We start from the raw sequence: 19118 nt of genomic DNA, 5'->3' as shown, positions 1-19118 counted from the left end.
AACCCGTCACCGCCCCCTGGAACCGAAAGGACTCCCGATGAACCCCACCCGACCGGCCATCGACCCCGAACTGCTCGCACCCCTGGCCGAACTGCCGGCCATGCCGCCCCTCGGCCCCGAGGTGATCGAGTTGCTCCGCCACTTCCCCCAGCCGCCGATCGAGACGCACCTCAACGGCCGTGCGGTCGAGCGGCGCGAAGTCACCGTTCCCGCGAGTGACGGCACCCCGATCCCGCTGTCAATCCTCAGCCCCACCGGCCTTGGGGCCGACGCGCCCTGCGTCTACTGGATTCACGGCGGTGGGATGATGTGGGGCGACCGCTTCTCGAACATCGACGTCCCACTGGAGTGGCTCGACCGGTTCGGCGCCGTCGTGGTCACCGTTGACTACCGGCTGGCACCGGAGGCAACGGGTACGACTCTCGTCGACGACTGCTACCAGGGCCTGCTCTGGGTGGCCGAGAACGCCGCTGACCTTGGCATCGACCCGGCCCGCATCGTGGTGGCCGGTGCCAGCGCCGGAGGTGGCCTGGCCGCCGGTGTCACACTCCTGGCCCGCGACCTCGGCACCCCGGCCATCGCCGCCCAGTTGCTGTCGTGCCCCATGCTCGACCACCGCAACGAAACCACCTCCAGCCATCAGTACACCGGCCCGGACGGCGTGTGGACCCGGGAGATGAACGAGTTCGGGTGGCGCAGCGTGCTCGGCGGGCACAGCGTCTCGGCGTACGTCTCACCGGCGCTCGCGGACGACCTCTCCGGCCTGCCGACCACCTACATCGACGCCGGCACCGCCGAGGTCTTCCGGGACGAGGACGTCAACTACGCCACCCGCATCTGGGCGGCCGGTGGCCAGGCCGAGTTGCACCTGTGGGCCGGCGGCTTCCACGGGTTCTCGGCGTTGTTCCCGCAGGTCCGCGTCTCGGACGCAGCCCGGCGAGCCCAGGCCGACTGGCTGGCCCGAGTTCTGGACCCCGACCCTGCTCTCAAGGACTGACCCGGACCCGCGGCCGGTGTCGACCACGCGTCGCGCCGGCCACGGCTTCAGAGCCGCCAGGGCAGCGGCGAGGGTGGCAGGTAACGGCACGTGCTGCCGGTCGAGACGCAGTCGCGCAGGTGACCGGCGAGCGTTGGGTGCCGCTCGTCGAGCTTGCGCAGCGTGTCCCGGATCCGCGCGGTCACCGTCTTGCGGGCCCGCTCGGCCTCGTCACCCAACCGGCGGCTGCGACCGGCCAGCCCCGCCGCGGCACGTAGCTCGTCGAGCAACGCACCCCGCTCGGCGTCCAGCATGGACACCTTCCGCTCGTCGTCACGCGCGGCGGCCCGGTCGATCTCCTCGTCGAGACGGGCCAGGTGCCGCCGGTAGCGGGCCTTCGCCTCCTCGTCGAGGACCGGGTCGGCCCCCATCCGCCGGGCGGCGACCAGCTCCGGCCCGGCCGCCGGGTCGAGCAACTCCACCGCCGGCACGTCGCTGCCCGGCCTACTCAACAGCAGGTGCAGGTCGTGCAACCCTTTGGCGTCGGGCAGATGAACCACGACACCGGCGTACGCGAGTTGCCACACCGGCCCGTCGCGCCGAAACTCGTACCCCTCGACAGCGACCGCCGTGGCCTGGCCGGGCACCGCAACCTGGCCTGAGCCGGCGTTGGCCGGCCCGACGCTCTGACCCGGCGCGGCGAGTTGGCTCGACGGGGCAAGCTGGCCTGGCCCGGCTGCTGTGGCCGGCGCGGGGGCCTGGCGTGCGGTGGCGGTCTGCTCGGCCACGTCGGTGGGGGCGGGTTCGGCGATCCGGTGCAGCACCTGCGTCATACCGAGAGCCGTCGCCTCCTGGACGGTGGCGGCCCGCAGCCCGGTCACCGTCGCGGTGTCGTCCGGGTTGCCTCGGCTGGCGAGGGCGGTCACGAGGCCGGTGCGGGCGAGCAGCGACCAGGGCCGGGAGCCCAACCGGTCGGCGGAGTCACGGGCGGCGGTGAAGCCGGCGACGGCGTCGTCCCAGCGGCCCTGGGCGGCGTCGATCAGCGCCAACCAGTAGTCGACGGGGCCGCTGATGTCGCAGCCGAACAGCGCCACCATCCACTCTCCACGATGTGGGGCGAGTGCGGCCCGTGCGGCGTCGCAGCGCTGCGGGTCGGCGGACGCGGCGGCAGCCTGCGCGCGCAGCCGGAGCCAGAGCGGTGACACCGGGCGCGGGTACCGGACGGCGGCAGCCTCGATGCCGGCGGTCAGCCGCACCGCCGTCTCGCCGTCGCCCCGCTCCGCGGCGGTGATCGCCCGCAGCAGTTCCCGGTAGGGGTAGTCGGTCGAGGTCAGCCCGTCCAGCAGCGTGTCGGCCTCGGCGAACCGACCCTCAAGCAGCAGACGGGACCAGCGCAGGTGATGGCCCATGAACCCGAACTCGGCATGGCTCGGGTCCGCGATGTCGGTGATCTCGGCGAAGCGCTCGTCAGCCTCGGCGAAGTCACCCCGGAAAGCGGCGATGATGGCGCTGTCGACGGAGGCCGCTATCCGGTACCGGGTGAGGTCGCCGTCCCGGTCCGCGTTGACGAAGGTGCTGAACTCCCCAAAGAAGCCGGGATCGCCCAACTCCAGCAGCGCCACCCAGCGCAGCGCGGTGGCCCACAGCTCGGTCTCCCGGTCAGGCGTCCGGCGGGCCACGTCCCTGATCTCCGCGGTGAGCGCGGCACGGGCCGCCGCGGTACCCAAACCCCAGGTGGCGTCGTGGCGGGCCCAGAGGCTGAAAGTGAGCGCCTCGTCGTCCTGCCCTCGGCGGGCGATCGTCTCGGTTGCGGTGATCAGGTCGGCGACCAGCGTGCCGACCGATGCGTCGGCGTCCGGTTCGCCGATCAGCCGCCGGTACGCCTCGCGTACCAGCTCCGCCGCCTCGTTGGAGAAAGCGATCTCGACCTGGCGGGCGCGGTTCACGATGAGCGCGACGCGGGCCAGCAGCACCGGGTCGTCGAGGGTACGAGCCAGCACCCCGGCCTCGGTGAGCAGCACCGTGGCCTCTTCCCGGCCGGCGTGGTGGTATTGCGTTTCACCGAACTCGACGAGGATGCGTACTCGTTGTTCCCGGTCGTCGACGACCTCCAGCGCTCGGCGGAAGTGCACGGCCGCCTCGTCGCCGGACAGCCGGACGAACGCGTCCCGCCCGGCGGCGACCAGCAGTGTGGCCACCCGGGCCGGGTCGAGCGCGGGGCCGGCGAGGTAGGCGTGGCGGGCGAGGTCGGCCGGGATCAGCCGGTCGGTGAGCTCCTGCAGATCGTCGACCGCCCGGACGACCGCAGCGTGCCGGGCTCGCCGGTCGTCGTCGGTCAGGCCGTCGTAGAGGGTTTCGCGGACCAGGTCGTGGGCGAAGGCGAACCGGCCGCCGCCCCGGGCCACCACCAGTCGGGCGGTCACCGCCCGGTCGAGCAGCCGGTCGACCTGCGCCACCGGGGCGGCACCGCAGGCCGCCAGGACCTGACGGTGGAACTCGCGGCCCAGCACGGCCGCGACGGTGAGCGCCTCGACCACGGACGGCGGCAACTGGGCCAGGCGGCGGCGCACCGCTTCCCGTACGCCGGGGGCGATCGTGCCGGCCGCGTCGTCGGCATGCCACAGTCGGGCCGTCTGCTCGATAAAGAACGGGTTGCCGCCGGTGCGCCGGTGCACCTCGTCGACGAGGTCGGCGTCGGGCTCGCGTCCGGCGGTGCGGGCCATCAGCGCGGCCACCTCGTCGCGGGAGAGCCCGGTGAGAGTGATCGTGGTGGCCTTCGCGACCAGCGGCATCAGCAGCGGGCGCAGCGGGTGCTCCCCCGACTCGATCTCCGCGTCACGGTAAGTGCCGACCAGCAGCAACCGCTCGAACCAGGTGTGCTGGGCGGCGAAGCTCAGCAGCCGCAGCGAGGCCGGGTCGGCCCAGTGCAGATCGTCGAGGACGACCACGACCGGCCGTTGCTGGGAGACCGCGACCAGCGCGGCGGTCACCGCGTCGTACAGCGCGAACGCCTCCTGGTCGGCGCTGTCGGTGTTGACGCCGGCCCAGCTGGCGAGCCGTTCGGCCTGCTGCTTGCTGGTGTCGGTCTCACCGAGCAGGGCCGCGAGGGCCGGCTCGGCGTCCGGCCGTGCCACCGCCCAGTCGTCGGCGGAGCGCCGCAGGCCGCGCAGCACCTGCACCCACGGCCAGTAGCCGGGTGCGCTGTCGGAATCCCAGCAGGCGGCGCCGAGCACCAGTGCGCCACGGTGCCGGGCCTCCCGGGCTGCGGACGTGACGAGAGTCGTCTTGCCGATGCCCGGCTCGCCGGTGACCAGGACGAGACCGCCGTGGCTCGTGGTGGCGCGGTCCAACTCGGCGCGCAACAGGCCAGCACTGTGATCCCGCCCGATGATGGCGTCACCGCGCCGCGCGTCCATGGTTTCCAGACGGTACTGCAACCGTCCGACAGCGCGAGCGAGTTAGCCGGCCGACCCCCTCTCCTGGTCCTGGGAAGCGCACGCATTGACCGGGGCGCTGTCGAGCTGGTGTCGCCAAAGAATCTACCCTACTTGTCGCTAACCTTCCCTATCGGCGTAGCATGGGGAACGATGATGGATAACATGTACTCGGCTGAGCAGGTCGCCGACCGGCTTGGGCTGCACGTGCGGACGGTGCGCAGCTACATCCGTTCGGGCCGGCTGCGCGCGGTGCGGATCGGCAAGCAGTACCGGATCGCCGCCAGTGATCTCGACGCGCTCACCGGCCGGGCCCCGGCCGCGCCCAGCATCGCCAGGCAGGCGGAGGTGTCGAGCATCGTGCAGATCGACGGTGCCGACAGAGCCGCCGCCGACCGGCTCGGCACGCTCGTGCTCACCAGCGCCAACACCGCCCACGACCAGGCCAGTCCACTGCGGGTGCAGACCGTGTACGACGAGCAACGCCACCGCATGAAGATCATCATCCTGGGTGACCCGGCCGCCACCGCCGAGTTGCTGCACCTGCTCGATGCCGTACTCAACGCCGACAACGGCCTGCTCGACCGGGAGGTCCACGATGCCTGACGAGATCCAGGAACGCGCCGGAGTGCCGGTGCTGGTCTGTGACCCGGCGGGGCCGCCGGTGGCCACCGAGCAGGACGCGCTGGACCTGATCGGCGCGGCGTTCCTCGGCGCCCAGGTGGTGGCCGTGCCGGCCAACCGACTCGACAAACGCTTCTTCTCGCTGGGCACCCGCTTCGCCGGCGACGTGATGCAGAAGTTCGTCAACTACCGGGTGCGGCTGGCCGTCGTCGGCGACATCTCGGCGCAGCTCGCGGAGAGTTCCGCGTTGCGCGCGCTGGTGCACGAGTCGAACCAGGGCGGGCAGATCTGGTTCGTCCCCGACCTCGACGCGCTCGACGCCCGCCTCCGCGCCGCCCGATAACCACGTCACCTGTCGATCGCAACCGCCATCTCCACCGCGTCCGGCTCCACGCCCCTGACCCGAGCCTGCTCGGCCGCCCACCGCAGATAGGCCAGCCACTCCTCGGACGGCCACCCGTTACGACGACCGACACCCGCCTCGGCCGGGAGCTGGCCGGCCACGACACGGTCGAGGATCAGGGGCTGGACGCCGCCCAGCCCACGCCGGTAGCCGACGAAGTAGAGCACCTTCGTGAACAGGCCCGGCCCCAACCACGGCAGGCGAGAGTGGTCGGGGTCGCTGAAGCGACGGTACGCCGCACCCAACGCGTCCTCGTCGGGCGCTGGTGCGGACACCGCCTCCAGCGCGTACGCCAGGCGTTTGCCGTCCGGATCGGCGTCGAGCGACCGGGCGGCACGCCACGGGCCGTACCCGATGGGCCCGTAAGCCCAGATCAGCACGGCGGTCAGCAGTTGCCGCGCGGTCGCCGACCCGGCCCGGTACGTGTCGGCAGTCGCGAAGACGTCCCTCCGCCAGATCTCGCCGCTCACCGGGAGGGTGTCGGGCCACGCGTCCGGTGGCAGCCCCGCCCGCCATCTGTCCATGTTGGGCCGGACCGGAGCCCGCTCCCCCGGTAACACCGCACCTTCGGTCGTCTGCATGGCCACCTCCTCAGAACCGCGCTCGCAGAACTCCGTGGTTCGGACGCTACGGTCGGGCGCTTCCACAGGCCGCCCGCCGACGGCAAATCGCGGTATCGACTGCATGGACGCCTGCCTTTTGGGCAGCCAGCGTCTGACGGGATCGAGAACGTCGCGTGGTTGACCCAAGGACTAGCCGCACAGGGACCGGGTACGCGCGATCCATGGGTAGCCACAAGCAGAACAAACACGACAACGGCGGCGAGTCGGCGCGAGGCCGGCGGCATTCGGGCAGCGGCGCTCCGGGCCGCCAGGGCTCGACCGTGGAGCACTCACCCGATCAACGGCACCGCCGTACCGCGACCGGCCCGGCCGGCACCGAACGCGACCTGGGCCGGGCCAAGGTCTCGGGCGATGGGCGGATCCAGCGCCAGGGCGGCTCCTGAGCCGACCACCCAGCCGGTTGCAGCCGCTCGCCTGTTCGCAGGGCGCCTGCACCGGCTGACCGGTCTCTGCGGCGTGGCGCGGGCATCATCTCCGAGCCGACCCGTCGCGTAATGGACTGGCCCCGTCGTCGGCGTGCAGTGAACTGACGGACGATGGATGGACATCGATGTTCATGCATACCATTCGGTTATGTCCGCTCGCCGCGTCACCGTCACCGCCACCATCGCCCTAGCCACGCTGGCGAGCCTGCTCGCCGTCAACGCCGCCCGGGCCGACGGCCCGGCGATCAGCACCCCCGGCGCACCCACGGTGGTGGTTAACGAACCGCATCAGCTCACACTCAGCTGGACGCCTTCCACCTGGGTCGAGCCGGGCAACGAGCAGCCGATCAACTACGAGGTGCAGGTGCCGCTCGGGCCGAACACGTACCGCTTCCTCGGCTCCACCACCGACACCACGATCACGCTGACCGACCTCGCGCCCGGCACGACGTACCGGATCGGAATTGCCGCCCGCGCACTCGGCGGCTATTCCGACACGTCGCCCACCACCGCCGTGCGCACCGCGGCGGGCCGCGCGACGGTCAGCTACCTCAACCTGGACTGGTCCCCGACGAACAACCAGATCCAGCACCTGCTGAAGGTGACCAACACCGGCACCGGGCCACTCGACCTGAGCACCGTGCAGGTGCGCTACCACCTGCGTTTCGAGGGCGGCAACACCTCACTGGTGCCGAACTGTGACTGGGCCGCGCTGGGCTGCGACCGCATCCGGCAGGCTGTGCAGTTCTTCATCCCGCCAGGCGGGCCGCCCGGCACGCTGACGACCCCAGCGCCACCGAGTTACCCGGTCCCCGGAACGCCAGTCCCCGGCTGGGTGGAGCTGACCTTCACCGACGGCACGCTCGCGCCGGGCCAGTCGACCGGGCCGATCCAGCTCCGGCACCACCGGCACAGCTGGAGCACCATCGACGAACGCGACGACCCGAGCTGGCTCGCCGCCACCGGCAAGTGGACCTCGAACGACCGGATCACGCTCGATGTGGACGGAGTACGCGAGTTCGGCGACACCTACTCCTGACTGCGCGCCTGGCGGCCAGCGCCAGCGGGCATCCGGCCAGTCTTGTCCCGACGAACATGATGCCTGTGGGTCATCACGATGACTCACAGGCATCACGCCTTCTCCGGGAACTACTCCCGACCGCTGCCGTCCTGAATGCTGAGCCGTTGGCTCGCCGCCACACGGGCGCGGTGTCCCTCACCACCACGCCGACAGCCATCAGTGGGTGAAGCTTCGGGGCAGGTGGATGCCGGCGGCGGGGATGTCGAGGGCGCGCAGCCGTGACCGCGCGTCGGCCAGCATCGCGGGTGCGCCGCAGAGGTAGATGTCCTGGTTGGGCTGGTGGTGGCCGAGGGCGATGGTCAGGGCGTCGCCCTGCTCGGCCGGCTCCGCGCAAGGGTCGTCGGACAACGCCGGCACGATGGTCAGCCACTCGTGGGCGCACTGCAGCCTGTCGAGGGCGATCGAGTCGTACAGATCGGTGAAGGTGCGCGCGCCGACGATCAGCGTCACCCGTCGGCCGCCCGGCGCCACGGCGACCTGCTCCACCAGGGCGCGCAGCGGTGCCAGGCCGGTACCACCGGCGACGAGCAGCAGATCGCCCGTGCTCGCCGGGTCGAGGCTCAGCCCGGTGTCGGCGGGTGGGCCGAGCCAGAGCAGCTCGCCGGGGCGTACCTCATGAACCAGGCGGTGGGAGACGGTGCCGGCGGGTACGGCGCGGACGTGCAGCTCGACGATCCCGTCGGCGCGTGGGGCGTTGGCCGGGGAGAGCCAGCGCCAGTGACCAGGTAGGCGCGGAGTGCAGACGGGCACCGCCTGACCAGACTGGAAGGGCAGACGCCGCCAGGGACGTACCGTCAGGATGGCGATATCGGGCGACGGCCGGTCGTGGTCGATTACCTGGACGTGCCACCAGGCCGGGCCGTCGCCGGCCCGCGCGGCGGCGCGGCGGATGGCGTGCGTGGCATGGCACAGGGCGTGCCCGGCGGCGATGGCGAGCTGCGGCGTCCACTGCGGGTGCGCGTGGCGGGCAACGGTGGCGATCAGCGCGTCGCCGATGGTGGTGGCGTGCGGGAGCAGGTCGAAATGACGGTACGCGCGACCGAGCACCCGGAGCAGCGCCGCCCGGTTCGCCGGGTCGTCGCCGCCGACCAGGAGGCGGCCCAGCGCGGTGAAGAACAGCGGCGCGTCGCGGTGTGGGAGCAGCCCGGATCGACGGTCTTCGGTTGTGCACCAGAAGTCGCCGGCAGCTCGCGCGTCGACCGACTCCCAGGCGGCGGCCAGGCTCACCCGTGCCGCGTATCCGTCGTCGATCATTCTCGGCATGCCGGCTCCAAGACGTTGCTTCGTGGCATGGCACCGGGGCGGGCGGGAGAAGCTGCGCCGTTGAGGGCCGGCGCAGCTTCAGGACAAGGCACCCGCCCCGGGCCATGCGACAACTGTCGCGACTGACCAGGTACGACGGCATGCCACGGTGATCATCGACGACATGCGAGATACGTATGCGGTCGACCTCGAGACGATCGAATCGGGCAGACTGCGGGCATGACGGAACGCCCGGTGCTGTATCTGGTCGTCTGCGCCGCAGGCCCGGCGGAACACATCGACGAACTGGTCGACCTCCTGATCGCCGACGGGTGGCAGGTCTGCATGATCGTCAGCCCCACCGCCGCGCGGTGGCTCGACCGTCAGGCGTTACAAGACAAGACCGGCTATCTGGTACGCGTGGAGTGGCGGATGCCCGGCGACCCGGAGCCGCACCCGCCGGCCGATGTTGTGGTGGGCGCGCCCGTCACGTTCAACACGGTGACGAAATGGGCGCTGGGCATCAACGACACGTTGGCGCTGGGCGTCCTCAACGAGTCGCTGGGTGCAGGGTTGCCGATCATTGCGTTTCCGCACGTCAAGGCAGAGCTGGGGGCGCACCCGGCTTATGCCGGTCACCTGGAGGTGTTGCGTGCTGCCGGCGTGGTCGTGGCGGACGGGAAGCCGCTGGAGTCGGTGGACGGGCCGGGGCGCTGGAGCGTGGTAATCGAACCGCTGCGCTCGACCCGACAGTCCTGAGCGAGTCCGTTCCTGTGGACGAACCGGCCGGTGACTAGTCGTGAGCAGAAGTACTCGCTGTGGACAAAGCCGGGCACCTGGTGGTCATCGAGCTGAAGCGCACCTACGACGGCGGCCACATGGAGCTGCAAGCTCTGCGGTACGCCGCGATGGTGTCCGCGATGAGCTTCGACGAGGTTGTCGCCGCCTTTGAGGTGCACCTGTCGAAGGTGCGACCGGATACGGATGTCGACGCCCGGACCGAGCTCATCAGCTGGCTGGACCTGAGCGACAGCGACGACGCGCCCATCATCTCCTCCGACGTGCGGATCCTGCTCGTCTCGGCGGACTTCGGCCGGGAACTCACTACCGCGGTGCTGTGGCTGAACCGCTTCGAGGGCATGGACGTGCGCTGTGTCCGGCTGATTCCCTACGAGATCGACGGGCGGGTCCTGCTGGACATCCAGCAGGTCATCTCGCTCCCCGAGGCCGCCGATTATCAGATCCGGGTGGGCCGGAAGGTCACCAAGCAGGAGCGGCGCAGCACCGACGGCCGGGGCTGGACGCGCTACCACATCATTGTCGACGGTCGGGTACTGCCGGACGAAAACAAGCGCCGTACGGTGCGGCTGATGATCGAGAAGTTGGTGGACCGCGGGGTGACTGCCGCAGCCATCGGGAAGGTCCTCACTCCAGGGCGCTTCCGACCTCTCGAGGGAGAGCACCACAGTGACGAGGAGGTCCAGGCCGGGCTAGCTGAGCAGTATCCCGGGGTGGAGGTCAGCCGCTGGTTCGCCGGTCAGGCGATGGTCGAGGACGGCATGACCTGGGTGGTGCCCAAAATGTGGGGACGCAACACCGAGCCAACCCTCTCTGCCCTGCGGGACGCACTCCCCGCAGCCGGAGTCAGTTTCCAGCGAGCAACCCCTTGATTCGGCTGGAGACAAGGGTGCAGGCAGGAGGAATCGCTGGCAGCTATTGCGGGTAGTCGCGATGACGGTAGTGGCTGCCGCGGGCTTGGTGTTGGCGTCGGCGGTGCCAGTGGACCAGGCAGCGGGACCCCGAGTAGTCATCCGTTCAGCCGAACACAGCTGGCGTCATTGCCGTCTCAAAAACCCGGCAGCGCAGCGGGCACCTCGGTGATCGGTGTTGTTGCTGGTCGCCATAGCAGGGGGCACATGGGCCGCCTCGGCATCGGCGTCGTAGCCATGCGTGCTTGACGGTTGACGGAGAGTTGCGATGCCGGCAAGCCACCAGGTGTCGTAACGCACTTGGCCCGTGTGTCCGCATGAGTGAGCCCATGACGCCTGTAGGGTGGCTGCCGTGATCGACGAGTCCGTAGCCACAACACAGACTCCCGTCCGGGCGGCGGAGTTCTTCGCCGGCATCGGGCTGGTACGGGAGGCGCTGGAGCCGCTTGGGGTCCAGGTCGTGTGGGCGAACGACATCGAGAAGGCCAAGCGAGACGCCTACGCTGCCAACCACGACGCCAGCCACTTCCTGCTGGACGACGTCCGCAAGGTCACTGCAGAAAACCTCCCCGCGGACATCGAGTTAGCTACTAGCAGCTTCCCATGCGTTGATCTGTCTCTTGCGGGCAACCGCCTCGGACTCGTCGGTTCACAGTCGGGCATGTTCTGGGAGTTCGCAAGAATTCTCGAAGAGATGCGGAAGCAGCGACCTCGAGCCGTTCTCCTCGAAAATGTCCACGGATTCGCCACAAGTCATGGCGGCAAAGACCTCTCCGACGCCCTGACCCGGCTCTCCGAGCTTGGATACTCGTGCGACGTCATCGCCGTTGACGCTCGGCATTTCGTGCCACAGTCAAGACCCCGAATGTTCATACTCGGGATCCGTGGCGGAGTCGTTCCGGGGGCCCAGACGGGCATTCCGCCGGTCTCTGACGTCCGCCCCGAGTGGGTTCAGCGCGTGCACGCCCGGCACCAGCACCTCGCCATGCACTACCTGCCGCTTCCCCGGCTCCCCGAGGGACCACACGACCTGTCCGGTGTTGTAGAGAGAATGGACACAAGCGATCCACGATGGTGGGGTCCTGATCGTGTAGCTGCGTTCGTGGAGTCGATGAGCCCGCTGCAGACGGCTCGGTTGCAAGCTCTGCGAGACTCCGAAGGCATCTCCTGGCGCACCGCCTACCGGCGAACGAGGAACCGCGTCTCGATGTGGGAGCTGCGGCGGGACGACATCGGTGGCTGCCTCCGCACTACCGGCGGCGGCTCCAGCAAGCAGGCGCTGGTCGAGCTGGGCAAGGGCGAGGTGCGGGTTCGATGGATGACCCCCCTCGAGTACGCGCGCATGATGGGCGCAGGCTCATACAAGCTCACGGCCGGGACGCCGAACCAGGCCCTGTTTGGCTTCGGGGACGCAGTCGTTGTGGACGTCATCAAGTGGATCGGTCAGCACTATCTGCTCCCAGTGCTACGCCCGCAGGCGGTTCTGCAAGCCGCGTAACACCCCTCCGCACCGCACCGCCATAGGTCATCTGGAGCATCGTGGCCAAGATAGCCAAGAAAGACCAGCCGCCGCGCGCCGTGCAGCTCATCAGGGCCGAGCTCACCAAGGTGATGGCTCTGGACGACCCGAATGAGCCAGGCTGCCGGATTGGCGATGCCGTGGGCGTTTACGCCTATTTCGACTATGACCTGGAACCGATTTACGTCGGGCAGACCTCGTCTTCGTTTCGCGACCGCGTTTCCCGTCACTTGACGGGACAGAGGTCGGATGCTGTAGCCAAGTTCATTCTTGATCCGTTCGAGGTTGCTTTTGTGTCCATGTGGAGCGTGCCTTATGTCGCCACGGCGCAGAGCTTCAGAAACCCTGGCCAGAAGGCAACGTCAGCCGAAAAGAAGCGCCTCTTAGATCCCTATGAGTACACGGTCTATCGAGCAATCGAAAAGCAGTCGAGGTTCCGAGCAGTTCTGAATGAGGGCGTCATTCAGGCAACCGAAATAGTGGACCTACCAGCTGTCATCCACGAGCGCATCATTCCGGCGGAGCTTTGGGAGGATAGGAAGCATTCTGACGTCCGGATCGCCCGTCGCGCCGCTACCATTTCCCGTCTTTCCCAGATGATTTCGGAGCGCGAGGTTTCGGGAGGCATGCGGCGCACTCTCCTGCTTCAAGCTAAGCGGCTGACTTGGCTCGCGGAGCAGCGCATCCATGAGGTCGGCGTTGAGCTTCCTGATGCCGAAGACGCAAGAATCCGCGACGATTAGGAGCATCCGCCGATTGCCGTAGCATCGGATCGTCGACAGGCGCAACAAGGACAAGAGCCGTCAAACGAACGGCGTCAACGGGAGGGACGGAGCCAAGGAGATGCTCATGCCATCCGATCTGGTGCTTCCGCCGTCGCCACCCCCATCTGCGGCTAGTGCGTCAATGCGCTCAAACCGCCATCGAGATACCGGACCAGAGCTACGCCTTCGCAGAGCTCTTCATGCTCTCGGGCACCGCTATCGGGTAGCGCTGCCGATCGTCACGGCGGGGAGGCGGGTACGTCCTGATCTTGTCTACCCCAAGCGCAAGCTCGCCGTGTTTGTCGACGGATGCTTCTGGCACCGCTGCCCGAAGCATGGTCGGGCTCCCACCGACCCCACCGGTTACTGGGCGGTCAAACTCCAGCGCAACGTAAACCGGGATCTCGCCGTCACGGCCGCACTTGTAGCGGATGGGTGGCGCGTCACCCGCATTTGGGAGCACGAGAGCCTCGAGGAGGCGGTCGCCCTTGTCGAGGCGGCTTGGCAACAGGTTGGCACCCCATTGAGTAACAAGCAAGAGCCGAAGTAGGCAGGCAGAAATGTTAGTCCAGCCCATCTTGGGCGAAGGAGCGGCTGCGCCAATCATTCAAGACCGGGGAAGGACTGCCTGGCGATCTGAATAAGCGCAACCAAGGCTTCTCGGTCGAACTGAAGTGTTTGGCTGACCTTCTTGCCGGAAGCCCGCTGGTCCGATCCGTACGTGCTCAGTTGCAACAGACTTTCATCGCCGTCTGCGACAAGCTGCCAGCCGCATTCAACGACCGTTGGATGACGCCTAGCATTCGCAGTGTCTGCAAAGAACTCTCCAACCACCGCCATGCTTAACCTCCAATACGCTCATATTGAGGAATATTCCGACTTACCTTGAGTCGCGGCCAGATGTACGAGCCGGCTAGTTGAATCGTCGCCCCGCAGCCGGCATAGCCTCGGGCTCATGCCGGCCGCGTTTATCGCCGCTTTCGTCACCGAACGCGGCGGCTACGACAGCAGCCTCAATGCGATCCGCATGGGTGTGCGGTCGAGTTCGAACAGGTCGCCAGGTCGAACTTCAAACCCATTTGACTCGATCAAACGGAGCGCCGCCTCCTGCTCTTCTCGCAGGAGGTGACGTTCTTGGCGCCACAACGGGTGACCCAAGATCACCGCTCGTCGCTTATCGGTCTGGTATAGGACCGCTAGCCCCTCCATCTCCTGCGCCTTGATTCCATGCTGTCCGAAGGAGGCGAGGAACCCGCGGGTCAGCACGTCCGCACGGCCCAGCCAGCGTTTCCAGGCCACATCTTCCTGCAGGGCCAATTCCGCCATGTCCAGAGCCAGCCTCCAGTCGAGCGCGCCATGAAGGCGCCGGTTGTCGTAGGACCGGAGACAGTCCGGGCAAGACATGGTGCAGTCCATCGAATGGCGGACGCCCTCCCAACGCGCGCGCAGGTCTTCCACGACGCGGCGCAACACACGCTCAAAGACCTGGGGCTTACCAAGCTCGGTAGCGTACCCGGCTCCGTTCTCGAGGCTGTCCGCTACAAAGACGCGGTGGGTCTGCTCTCCGGAGACATTGACGGAGTTAAGACCCACCGTCAGCTCAGCCGGATCGACGTCAAGCTCGGCCTGGAGCCCTCGGCGCAGCACCTCCGCGAAGGACCACAGAGCCGGAAGGCCGGCGGGATGCGTTGCCCGACGTGTCGGTAGGACACCATCGGGCAGGTCCAGTGCGTTCGGCGTAACGACCAGCACGTCGGTCTTTCGCACTTCTCCGATCGCCGCCTCGCACCGCAACCCGTAGGACTGCGGGAGGTTCACCTCGTTGCTGTACAACGACGAATCTGTCACGATCACCGACTTCCCGGGTCCGGCCTCCATCGGGAACAGGTGCCCGAGATTGTCGTTTATCCGGAGAATGTCGGCCATCTCGTAGACTTCGACGAGCACTCCGTGGATCTGTGACGTCTGGTCCGGTTCGGACGCCACAGCAAGTTCGGGAGCGCCGACCACGGCTACGGCGTCGCCGTCGATGTCGTAGTCCCTACCGTGATAGTCGGTGCGGAACCCCAACGGCTGGTACATGTCGAATGAGTTGACAGGGTCACCACAGACGGGGCAGACCGCCGCCGTCTCTGCGAGGGCTGTCCAACCGCACTCGCTGCACCTGCCGACGCGGATGGGAACCCCCAGCGGATCAATCGGCAACGTCGTCCTGCCTCGAGCCTCGTAGGCGGCGAAGCCGACGACCGTGTGGATACGTCCGTCCCGGACGACCTCTGCGCCTGGGGCGAAGGTTCCCACCGCCATGTCGAGAGCCCTATCGGATACAACTAGGTCGTTGAGCTGACGCTTCTCCTTCGGAACGCCCATATACAGGTTTCGAACCCGGGTGGGAAACCCGAACATCGGCAGGACGCCGGCGTTGGCGAGCAGCTCGCTCAGCTCGTTTTGCTGATAGAACGGGTTGGCCAACGCCGTGTCGATGTCGCTGACAAGGTCCGTCCGCGCCCAACGCTCCAGATCGGCAACGTCGGCCAGATCGATCCCGGAACGAATGGTAAGCGCTCTGATGACCTGAGGCACATCGGCGGAATGCCTGAGCCAGCCACCCACCTGCTGCCGATAGAACCCGGGCCACGCATCCCGTGTGCCGAAAATGCCATGGATGCTCTCGCGCGAACGAGCCGGCCTAGAATCCGCCGCTAGGAACGCTCGGCGCAGGAGTTCCGCGGCAACGACCCGCCGTGCGATACGGGTGCGACGCAGGTCCAGGAACGGCTGCGGCGGAATGTCACCCGTCATTCGCTCCGTGGCGTTGAAGTAGTAGTCATCGTGGGTGCGAGAGCGGGCTACGGTCAACGCATACGAGAAGGGCTGTCCCTGACGTCCGGCGCGGCCGACCCGCTGCTGGTAGTTGAAACGTTGCGGCGGAACGTTGGCCATGATGGTCGAGCGCAGGGAGCCAATGTCCACGCCGACCTCCATCGTCGTGGTGACGCTTAGTACGTCCAGCGGGCTCGTCAGCTCGTTTTCCAGCGGCGGCTTGAGCAACGCTCCGCGGAACCAACGTTGGCGCTGCCGCTGCAATGCCAGAGGCTTCGTCTGTCCGGTCAGCTCAGCGACCGCCATTCGCCGGGGCTCAAGGCTGGAAAGCCAGGCGTAGTAGTCCTCGTCCACGCGATCACCGATGTGCTGTTCCAGGGCGTGGTGGTAACAGCCCCTGGCGGCGCAGACACCGGCCGACGGGTGCAGGTGGCGGTAGTTGCACATACGGCAGACCCAGCTTGAGTCGCCGCCCCGCACAATGACGAGGGGCACATCCGGGTTGTCAACCCGCAGCCCCCAGTCCGGTGCGATGCCACGGTCGCGAATCTCGCACGCCACCCAGGTCTCCAACACGTCCGTGTCGCATCCGAGCCGGTTCGACACGGCTTTCAGGTATTGCCGTACGGCGGGTGGCACCTTGGACGACGGTTTGAACCATTGGGCACCCGCGAACCGCCCTGCGATGCCGAGGATCCGGATGACCGAGCGCAAGACTTGCAGCGCTGTCTCCGGGTCTGTCGGCGCGCCGGTGAGCTGCGGTGCCCGAGGCTCGACCAGCACAAGGCCTGTGGATTCGAGATCCCGGCCCGCGCGGTCGAAGACTGCCTCGGCCATCGCCGTGGCAAGTGCTTGCCGGTACAGCTGTTGACCTTCGATACGCGCCTGCGGGTCGAGCGGAACCCAATGCCCTGCGATGGGCGGCTCGTACGCCCGATACCACGGCTCCCCGTGGGGCGTCTGCTGCATGGACTGCGCGGGGCCTGCCGGGTGTAGGCCCTTCTTGAGCATGCTCTCCTGCAACCTGCTCGCCACCATGCCCCACGAGAGCCGCGCGCTTGAGCGGCTCTCCTCTTGGTACCGCGAGATCAGGCTTTCGTCCTCGGTTGAGGCAATGCCGGTGACCTGCCGCATCACCGCTTGAAACACGTCCGGGTGCTGTGTCTGGAAGCTGGTGAAGGCGAGCTGCTCATCGGCGGCCAGCGGCGTTCCGGAAAGCAGCTTGGCGGCCAGTTGCGCGCCGTCGGGCTGCTCAGCATCGAGCTCCTGGCGAATGAGCTGGCGCACCAAGTCCCGGTGGTGGTTTTTGGCCACCCCGGCAGCCGTACGTGCAGCGTCGTCACGGCTGTCGGTGAATAGGATCGTGCGGGAATCGGCTGTCGTGGAACCCATGCTCCGGAAGAGCTGCGACAGATAGAGCTGAATTGCCTGTGCCTGACCATGGGTGTGGCCACGTATCGGCGAGCGAACAATGCCGCGCCAGAACCTCTGCAGATCGGTGTTGCGGTTGTGGGACCCACAGCGGGGGCAGCATTCCGGAAGAGCCGGTGCCTTCGCCTCCGAGTCGGTGCCGAGCCCCGCGACGCGCAACGCATACCCGGTGTGGTTATCATCGCGCTGGATCACGCCGGAAGTGGGATCCAGACGGACCGGCTCGAACTGAAACCTCGCGGAGCGTTTCTGTGGCGTCTGGTGTCCCCACTCCTGCACCGCCGTGACATCTCCCGGCCAGTACCACACGTACTGGCTAAGTGGGCGGCGGTTTACCGGCCGACTCTGCCCTGATGGAATGTCAACCGCTGTGGCTCCGAGTGCCCGGATCGGCGGATCAAACTCGTCGTTCCTCTCGATGACGTAGCCTCCGAGGCTCACATCTCCGCAGTCGAAGCAGTACAGGACCTCGAGGATGCGGCCTCCGCAAGGGCAGGTCGATCCGGGGCGGCTGAAGAGTCGGCCGATTCGCCGCCCCTCCCAGCGATATGCCGGATCGACAGCGTCGCAGTCGGGCTTCGCGCAGGCCCACAAGCCGCCGACAGTACGGACGAACATATGCGCACGAAGTGGAATAGCTCCTTGGCCGCTCGCGAAAGCAGCGGCTGACAGGACCAGCTCAAGGGCTCGTCCCTGGTCGGCACCCTCGTCGAACAGCCGCTGCTCGATGACGCCGAGGCGCGTGGCACGCAACCGCCTTCCGGTCGTCTCTCGGCAAGCCGAAGCGATGGCCTCCGACACGCGGAATTTCTCAGCGATGTTGGCCAGCGCGACAGCTTGCCCCTCGGGGTCGTCCGGGAGTTCGCGGGCCAGCTGCTCGAGCTCCCTGCGTGGCAGCGGCTCACGGTGGGCAACGGAGCGCGGAACGCCGGCCGTGACGTGGAATGTGGAGCGGTCGACACCGAAGAACTGCTCGAGGTACTCCTTGCCGGCCTCGTCGTCAGAAAGCGAGGCGCTGGTAGCGAGGCAGCGTAGCTGCGGCGAGTCCGCCTCCAGCCCCAGCCTCGCTAGGAGGTTGCGCACGACCATCGCCACCTCGCTGCCCTGCGTCCCTCGATACAGGTGCATCTCGTCGACGACGATCGTGAGCTCGTTGCTTTGGTCGGCTCTCAGCCACTTCGCTGTGCTCTCGAACAAGGGCTGCTCGATATCCCGCATGAGCATGGCGTTGAGCATCGAGTAGTTGGTCACGAGAATGTCCGGCGGCGAGGCCACCATGTCCCACCGGGTCAGCATCTCCCCCATTTGCGGGTCAGGGAACTGCGACAGCATCTCCTCAACCCGCCGCCGGTCAACTTCGCCCTGGTACGCCTCAACGAGGGCCCGGAAATCGCTGGCTGCGCTCTTGATCTCGTTGGCCGCGTCGATGACTCGCTCTCGGTCTGCGGAGCCGGCTGGAAGATCATTCGACCCCAGCGTCCCGCCTGTGTACCGGCCAAACCACAGCGGTGCCAACTGATTTGCCCCAATGCGCCGCAGCGCCTTGCGCAGTCGGCTGATCTGATCCTCGACGAGTGCGTTCGTGGGGTACAGCACAACTGTGCGCAAGGCCGCCGGCCGCGCCTCCGCGGCCCGCATCGACCGCCACCGCATCTGGCTCTCCGGCACCTCCCACCACCGGTCCGGCAGTCGGTCTTTACCCCAGGCAAGGGCCTCCTGCACGAGCCTGGCGAGCACGGGCAGCAGGAATGACTCCGTCTTGCCGGAGCCGGTGCCTGACGTGACAACGACGTTGCGCGGCTTGTCCGGATGGCTGCCGAGCGAGTGCCTCAAGGCTTCGGCCTGGTGGCGGCGCAGCATGACGCTTTCACCGGGAGCCACGAAATCGCCAAAAAGGGCTTGCCCGACGATGTCGGCTGCCAGCGGATCGAGCCCGACCTCGGCGGCAACGTCCTTCAGCGGAACGTCAGCGTCGTACGGAACGACCGGCTCGAGTAGAACGTCGGTGAACAGCAACCCCGACTCGTTTAGTAGCTGCCGTCGCTCCCGCCGCAACGGCTCGTC

Annotated in this window: 15 protein-coding genes; 10 read left to right on the top strand and 5 right to left on the bottom strand. The window is 67.8% G+C overall.

Annotation, left to right across the window (positions count from 1 at the left end):
• Positions 1 to 37 precede the first annotated feature (37 nt).
• Positions 38 to 997 (top strand): alpha/beta hydrolase, encoded by a 960-nt coding sequence (locus QSK15_RS06185; RefSeq protein WP_285793284.1) that lies wholly within the window; start codon positions 38 to 40, stop codon positions 995 to 997.
• 47 nt (positions 998 to 1044) lie between these two features.
• Here QSK15_RS06185 and QSK15_RS06180 read toward each other — a convergent pair whose 3' ends face one another.
• Positions 1045 to 4392 carry an ATP-binding protein gene (locus tag QSK15_RS06180; protein WP_285793283.1) on the bottom strand — a complete coding sequence of 1116 codons (3348 nt, stop codon included), beginning with the start codon at positions 4390 to 4392 and terminating at the stop codon, positions 1045 to 1047.
• A 171-nt stretch (positions 4393 to 4563) separates the two neighbouring features.
• On the opposite strand from QSK15_RS06180, the gene QSK15_RS06175 reads away from it, so the two are divergent.
• Both QSK15_RS06175 and QSK15_RS06170 read left to right on the top strand, forming a co-directional pair.
• Entirely contained in the window at positions 4564 to 5016 is a 453-nt protein-coding gene (locus QSK15_RS06175; RefSeq protein WP_285793282.1) for a helix-turn-helix domain-containing protein, read from the top strand.
• The gene (locus QSK15_RS06170) at positions 5009 to 5377 is read left to right on the top strand and encodes a DUF4180 domain-containing protein (protein ID WP_285793281.1); all 369 of its coding nucleotides are present in this window, start codon (positions 5009 to 5011) and stop codon (positions 5375 to 5377) included. The genes QSK15_RS06175 and QSK15_RS06170 overlap by 8 nt, the downstream gene beginning before the upstream one ends.
• A gap of 5 nt (positions 5378 to 5382) precedes the next feature.
• On the opposite strand, the gene QSK15_RS06165 is transcribed toward QSK15_RS06170, so the two are convergent.
• Complete coding sequence (locus QSK15_RS06165) at positions 5383 to 6018, bottom strand: 8-oxoguanine DNA glycosylase OGG fold protein (RefSeq protein ID WP_285793280.1); 636 nt, start codon at positions 6016 to 6018, stop codon at positions 5383 to 5385.
• A gap of 203 nt (positions 6019 to 6221) precedes the next feature.
• On the opposite strand from QSK15_RS06165, the gene QSK15_RS06160 reads away from it, so the two are divergent.
• Both QSK15_RS06160 and QSK15_RS06155 read left to right on the top strand, forming a co-directional pair.
• Positions 6222 to 6443 carry a hypothetical protein gene (locus QSK15_RS06160; RefSeq protein WP_285793279.1) on the top strand — a complete coding sequence of 74 codons (222 nt, stop codon included), beginning with the start codon at positions 6222 to 6224 and terminating at the stop codon, positions 6441 to 6443.
• 190 nt (positions 6444 to 6633) lie between these two features.
• Positions 6634 to 7524, top strand: a complete 891-nt coding sequence (locus QSK15_RS06155) for a cellulose binding domain-containing protein (RefSeq protein ID WP_285793278.1) — start codon at positions 6634 to 6636, stop codon at positions 7522 to 7524.
• 198 nt (positions 7525 to 7722) lie between these two features.
• Here QSK15_RS06155 and QSK15_RS06150 read toward each other — a convergent pair whose 3' ends face one another.
• Positions 7723 to 8829 (bottom strand): FAD-binding oxidoreductase, encoded by a 1107-nt coding sequence (locus QSK15_RS06150; RefSeq protein ID WP_285793277.1) that lies wholly within the window; start codon positions 8827 to 8829, stop codon positions 7723 to 7725.
• Between the two features lie 219 nt (positions 8830 to 9048).
• On the opposite strand from QSK15_RS06150, the gene QSK15_RS06145 reads away from it, so the two are divergent.
• The 5 genes from QSK15_RS06145 to QSK15_RS06125 all read left to right on the top strand — a co-directional run bounded on the left by QSK15_RS06145 (position 9049) and on the right by QSK15_RS06125 (position 13350).
• The gene (locus QSK15_RS06145; protein WP_285793276.1) at positions 9049 to 9567 is read left to right on the top strand and encodes a flavoprotein; all 519 of its coding nucleotides are present in this window, start codon (positions 9049 to 9051) and stop codon (positions 9565 to 9567) included.
• A gap of 59 nt (positions 9568 to 9626) precedes the next feature.
• On the top strand, positions 9627 to 10478 hold the full coding sequence (locus tag QSK15_RS06140; RefSeq protein WP_285793275.1) for a hypothetical protein: 852 nt from the start codon (positions 9627 to 9629) through the stop codon (positions 10476 to 10478).
• Between the two features lie 391 nt (positions 10479 to 10869).
• The gene (locus QSK15_RS06135; protein WP_285793274.1) at positions 10870 to 12015 is read left to right on the top strand and encodes a DNA cytosine methyltransferase; all 1146 of its coding nucleotides are present in this window, start codon (positions 10870 to 10872) and stop codon (positions 12013 to 12015) included.
• 41 nt (positions 12016 to 12056) lie between these two features.
• Entirely contained in the window at positions 12057 to 12779 is a 723-nt protein-coding gene (locus QSK15_RS06130; RefSeq protein ID WP_285793273.1) for a GIY-YIG nuclease family protein, read from the top strand.
• A 100-nt stretch (positions 12780 to 12879) separates the two neighbouring features.
• A complete protein-coding gene (locus tag QSK15_RS06125; protein WP_352232163.1) occupies positions 12880 to 13350 on the top strand; it encodes a very short patch repair endonuclease in 471 nt (156 codons plus the stop codon).
• Between the two features lie 53 nt (positions 13351 to 13403).
• Here the strand turns inward: QSK15_RS06125 and QSK15_RS06120 are convergent, their stop codons facing one another.
• Both QSK15_RS06120 and QSK15_RS06115 read right to left on the bottom strand, forming a co-directional pair.
• Positions 13404 to 13640 carry a hypothetical protein gene (locus QSK15_RS06120; RefSeq protein ID WP_285793271.1) on the bottom strand — a complete coding sequence of 79 codons (237 nt, stop codon included), beginning with the start codon at positions 13638 to 13640 and terminating at the stop codon, positions 13404 to 13406.
• A 159-nt stretch (positions 13641 to 13799) separates the two neighbouring features.
• The gene (locus QSK15_RS06115; protein WP_285793270.1) at positions 13800 to 19070 is read right to left on the bottom strand and encodes a DEAD/DEAH box helicase; all 5271 of its coding nucleotides are present in this window, start codon (positions 19068 to 19070) and stop codon (positions 13800 to 13802) included.
• Positions 19071 to 19118 lie beyond the last annotated feature (48 nt).

The sequence above is a fragment of the Micromonospora sp. NBRC 107095 genome (genome assembly GCF_030269705.1).
GTDB classification, from domain to species: domain Bacteria; phylum Actinomycetota; class Actinomycetes; order Mycobacteriales; family Micromonosporaceae; genus Micromonospora; species Micromonospora parva.
The sequence above is the reverse complement of the archived record's forward strand: the minus strand, read 5'-3'. Positions and strand labels throughout refer to the sequence as shown.

Bases quoted from the DNA above. Each gene is read 5' to 3' on its own strand.
- QSK15_RS06150 (WP_285793277.1), bottom strand. From the start codon at position 8,829: ATGCCGAGAATGATCGACGACGGATACGCGGCACGGGTGAGCCTGGCC.
- QSK15_RS06145 (WP_285793276.1), top strand. From the start codon at position 9,049: ATGACGGAACGCCCGGTGCTGTATCTGGTCGTCTGCGCCGCAGGCCCG.
- QSK15_RS06125 (WP_352232163.1), top strand. From the start codon at position 12,880: ATGCTCATGCCATCCGATCTGGTGCTTCCGCCGTCGCCACCCCCATCT.
- QSK15_RS06185 (WP_285793284.1), top strand. From the start codon at position 38: ATGAACCCCACCCGACCGGCCATCGACCCCGAACTGCTCGCACCCCTG.
- QSK15_RS06165 (WP_285793280.1), bottom strand. From the start codon at position 6,018: ATGCAGACGACCGAAGGTGCGGTGTTACCGGGGGAGCGGGCTCCGGTC.
- QSK15_RS06120 (WP_285793271.1), bottom strand. From the start codon at position 13,640: ATGGCGGTGGTTGGAGAGTTCTTTGCAGACACTGCGAATGCTAGGCGT.
- QSK15_RS06175 (WP_285793282.1), top strand. From the start codon at position 4,564: ATGATGGATAACATGTACTCGGCTGAGCAGGTCGCCGACCGGCTTGGG.
- QSK15_RS06155 (WP_285793278.1), top strand. From the start codon at position 6,634: ATGTCCGCTCGCCGCGTCACCGTCACCGCCACCATCGCCCTAGCCACG.
- QSK15_RS06180 (WP_285793283.1), bottom strand. From the start codon at position 4,392: ATGGACGCGCGGCGCGGTGACGCCATCATCGGGCGGGATCACAGTGCT.
- QSK15_RS06170 (WP_285793281.1), top strand. From the start codon at position 5,009: ATGCCTGACGAGATCCAGGAACGCGCCGGAGTGCCGGTGCTGGTCTGT.
- QSK15_RS06160 (WP_285793279.1), top strand. From the start codon at position 6,222: ATGGGTAGCCACAAGCAGAACAAACACGACAACGGCGGCGAGTCGGCG.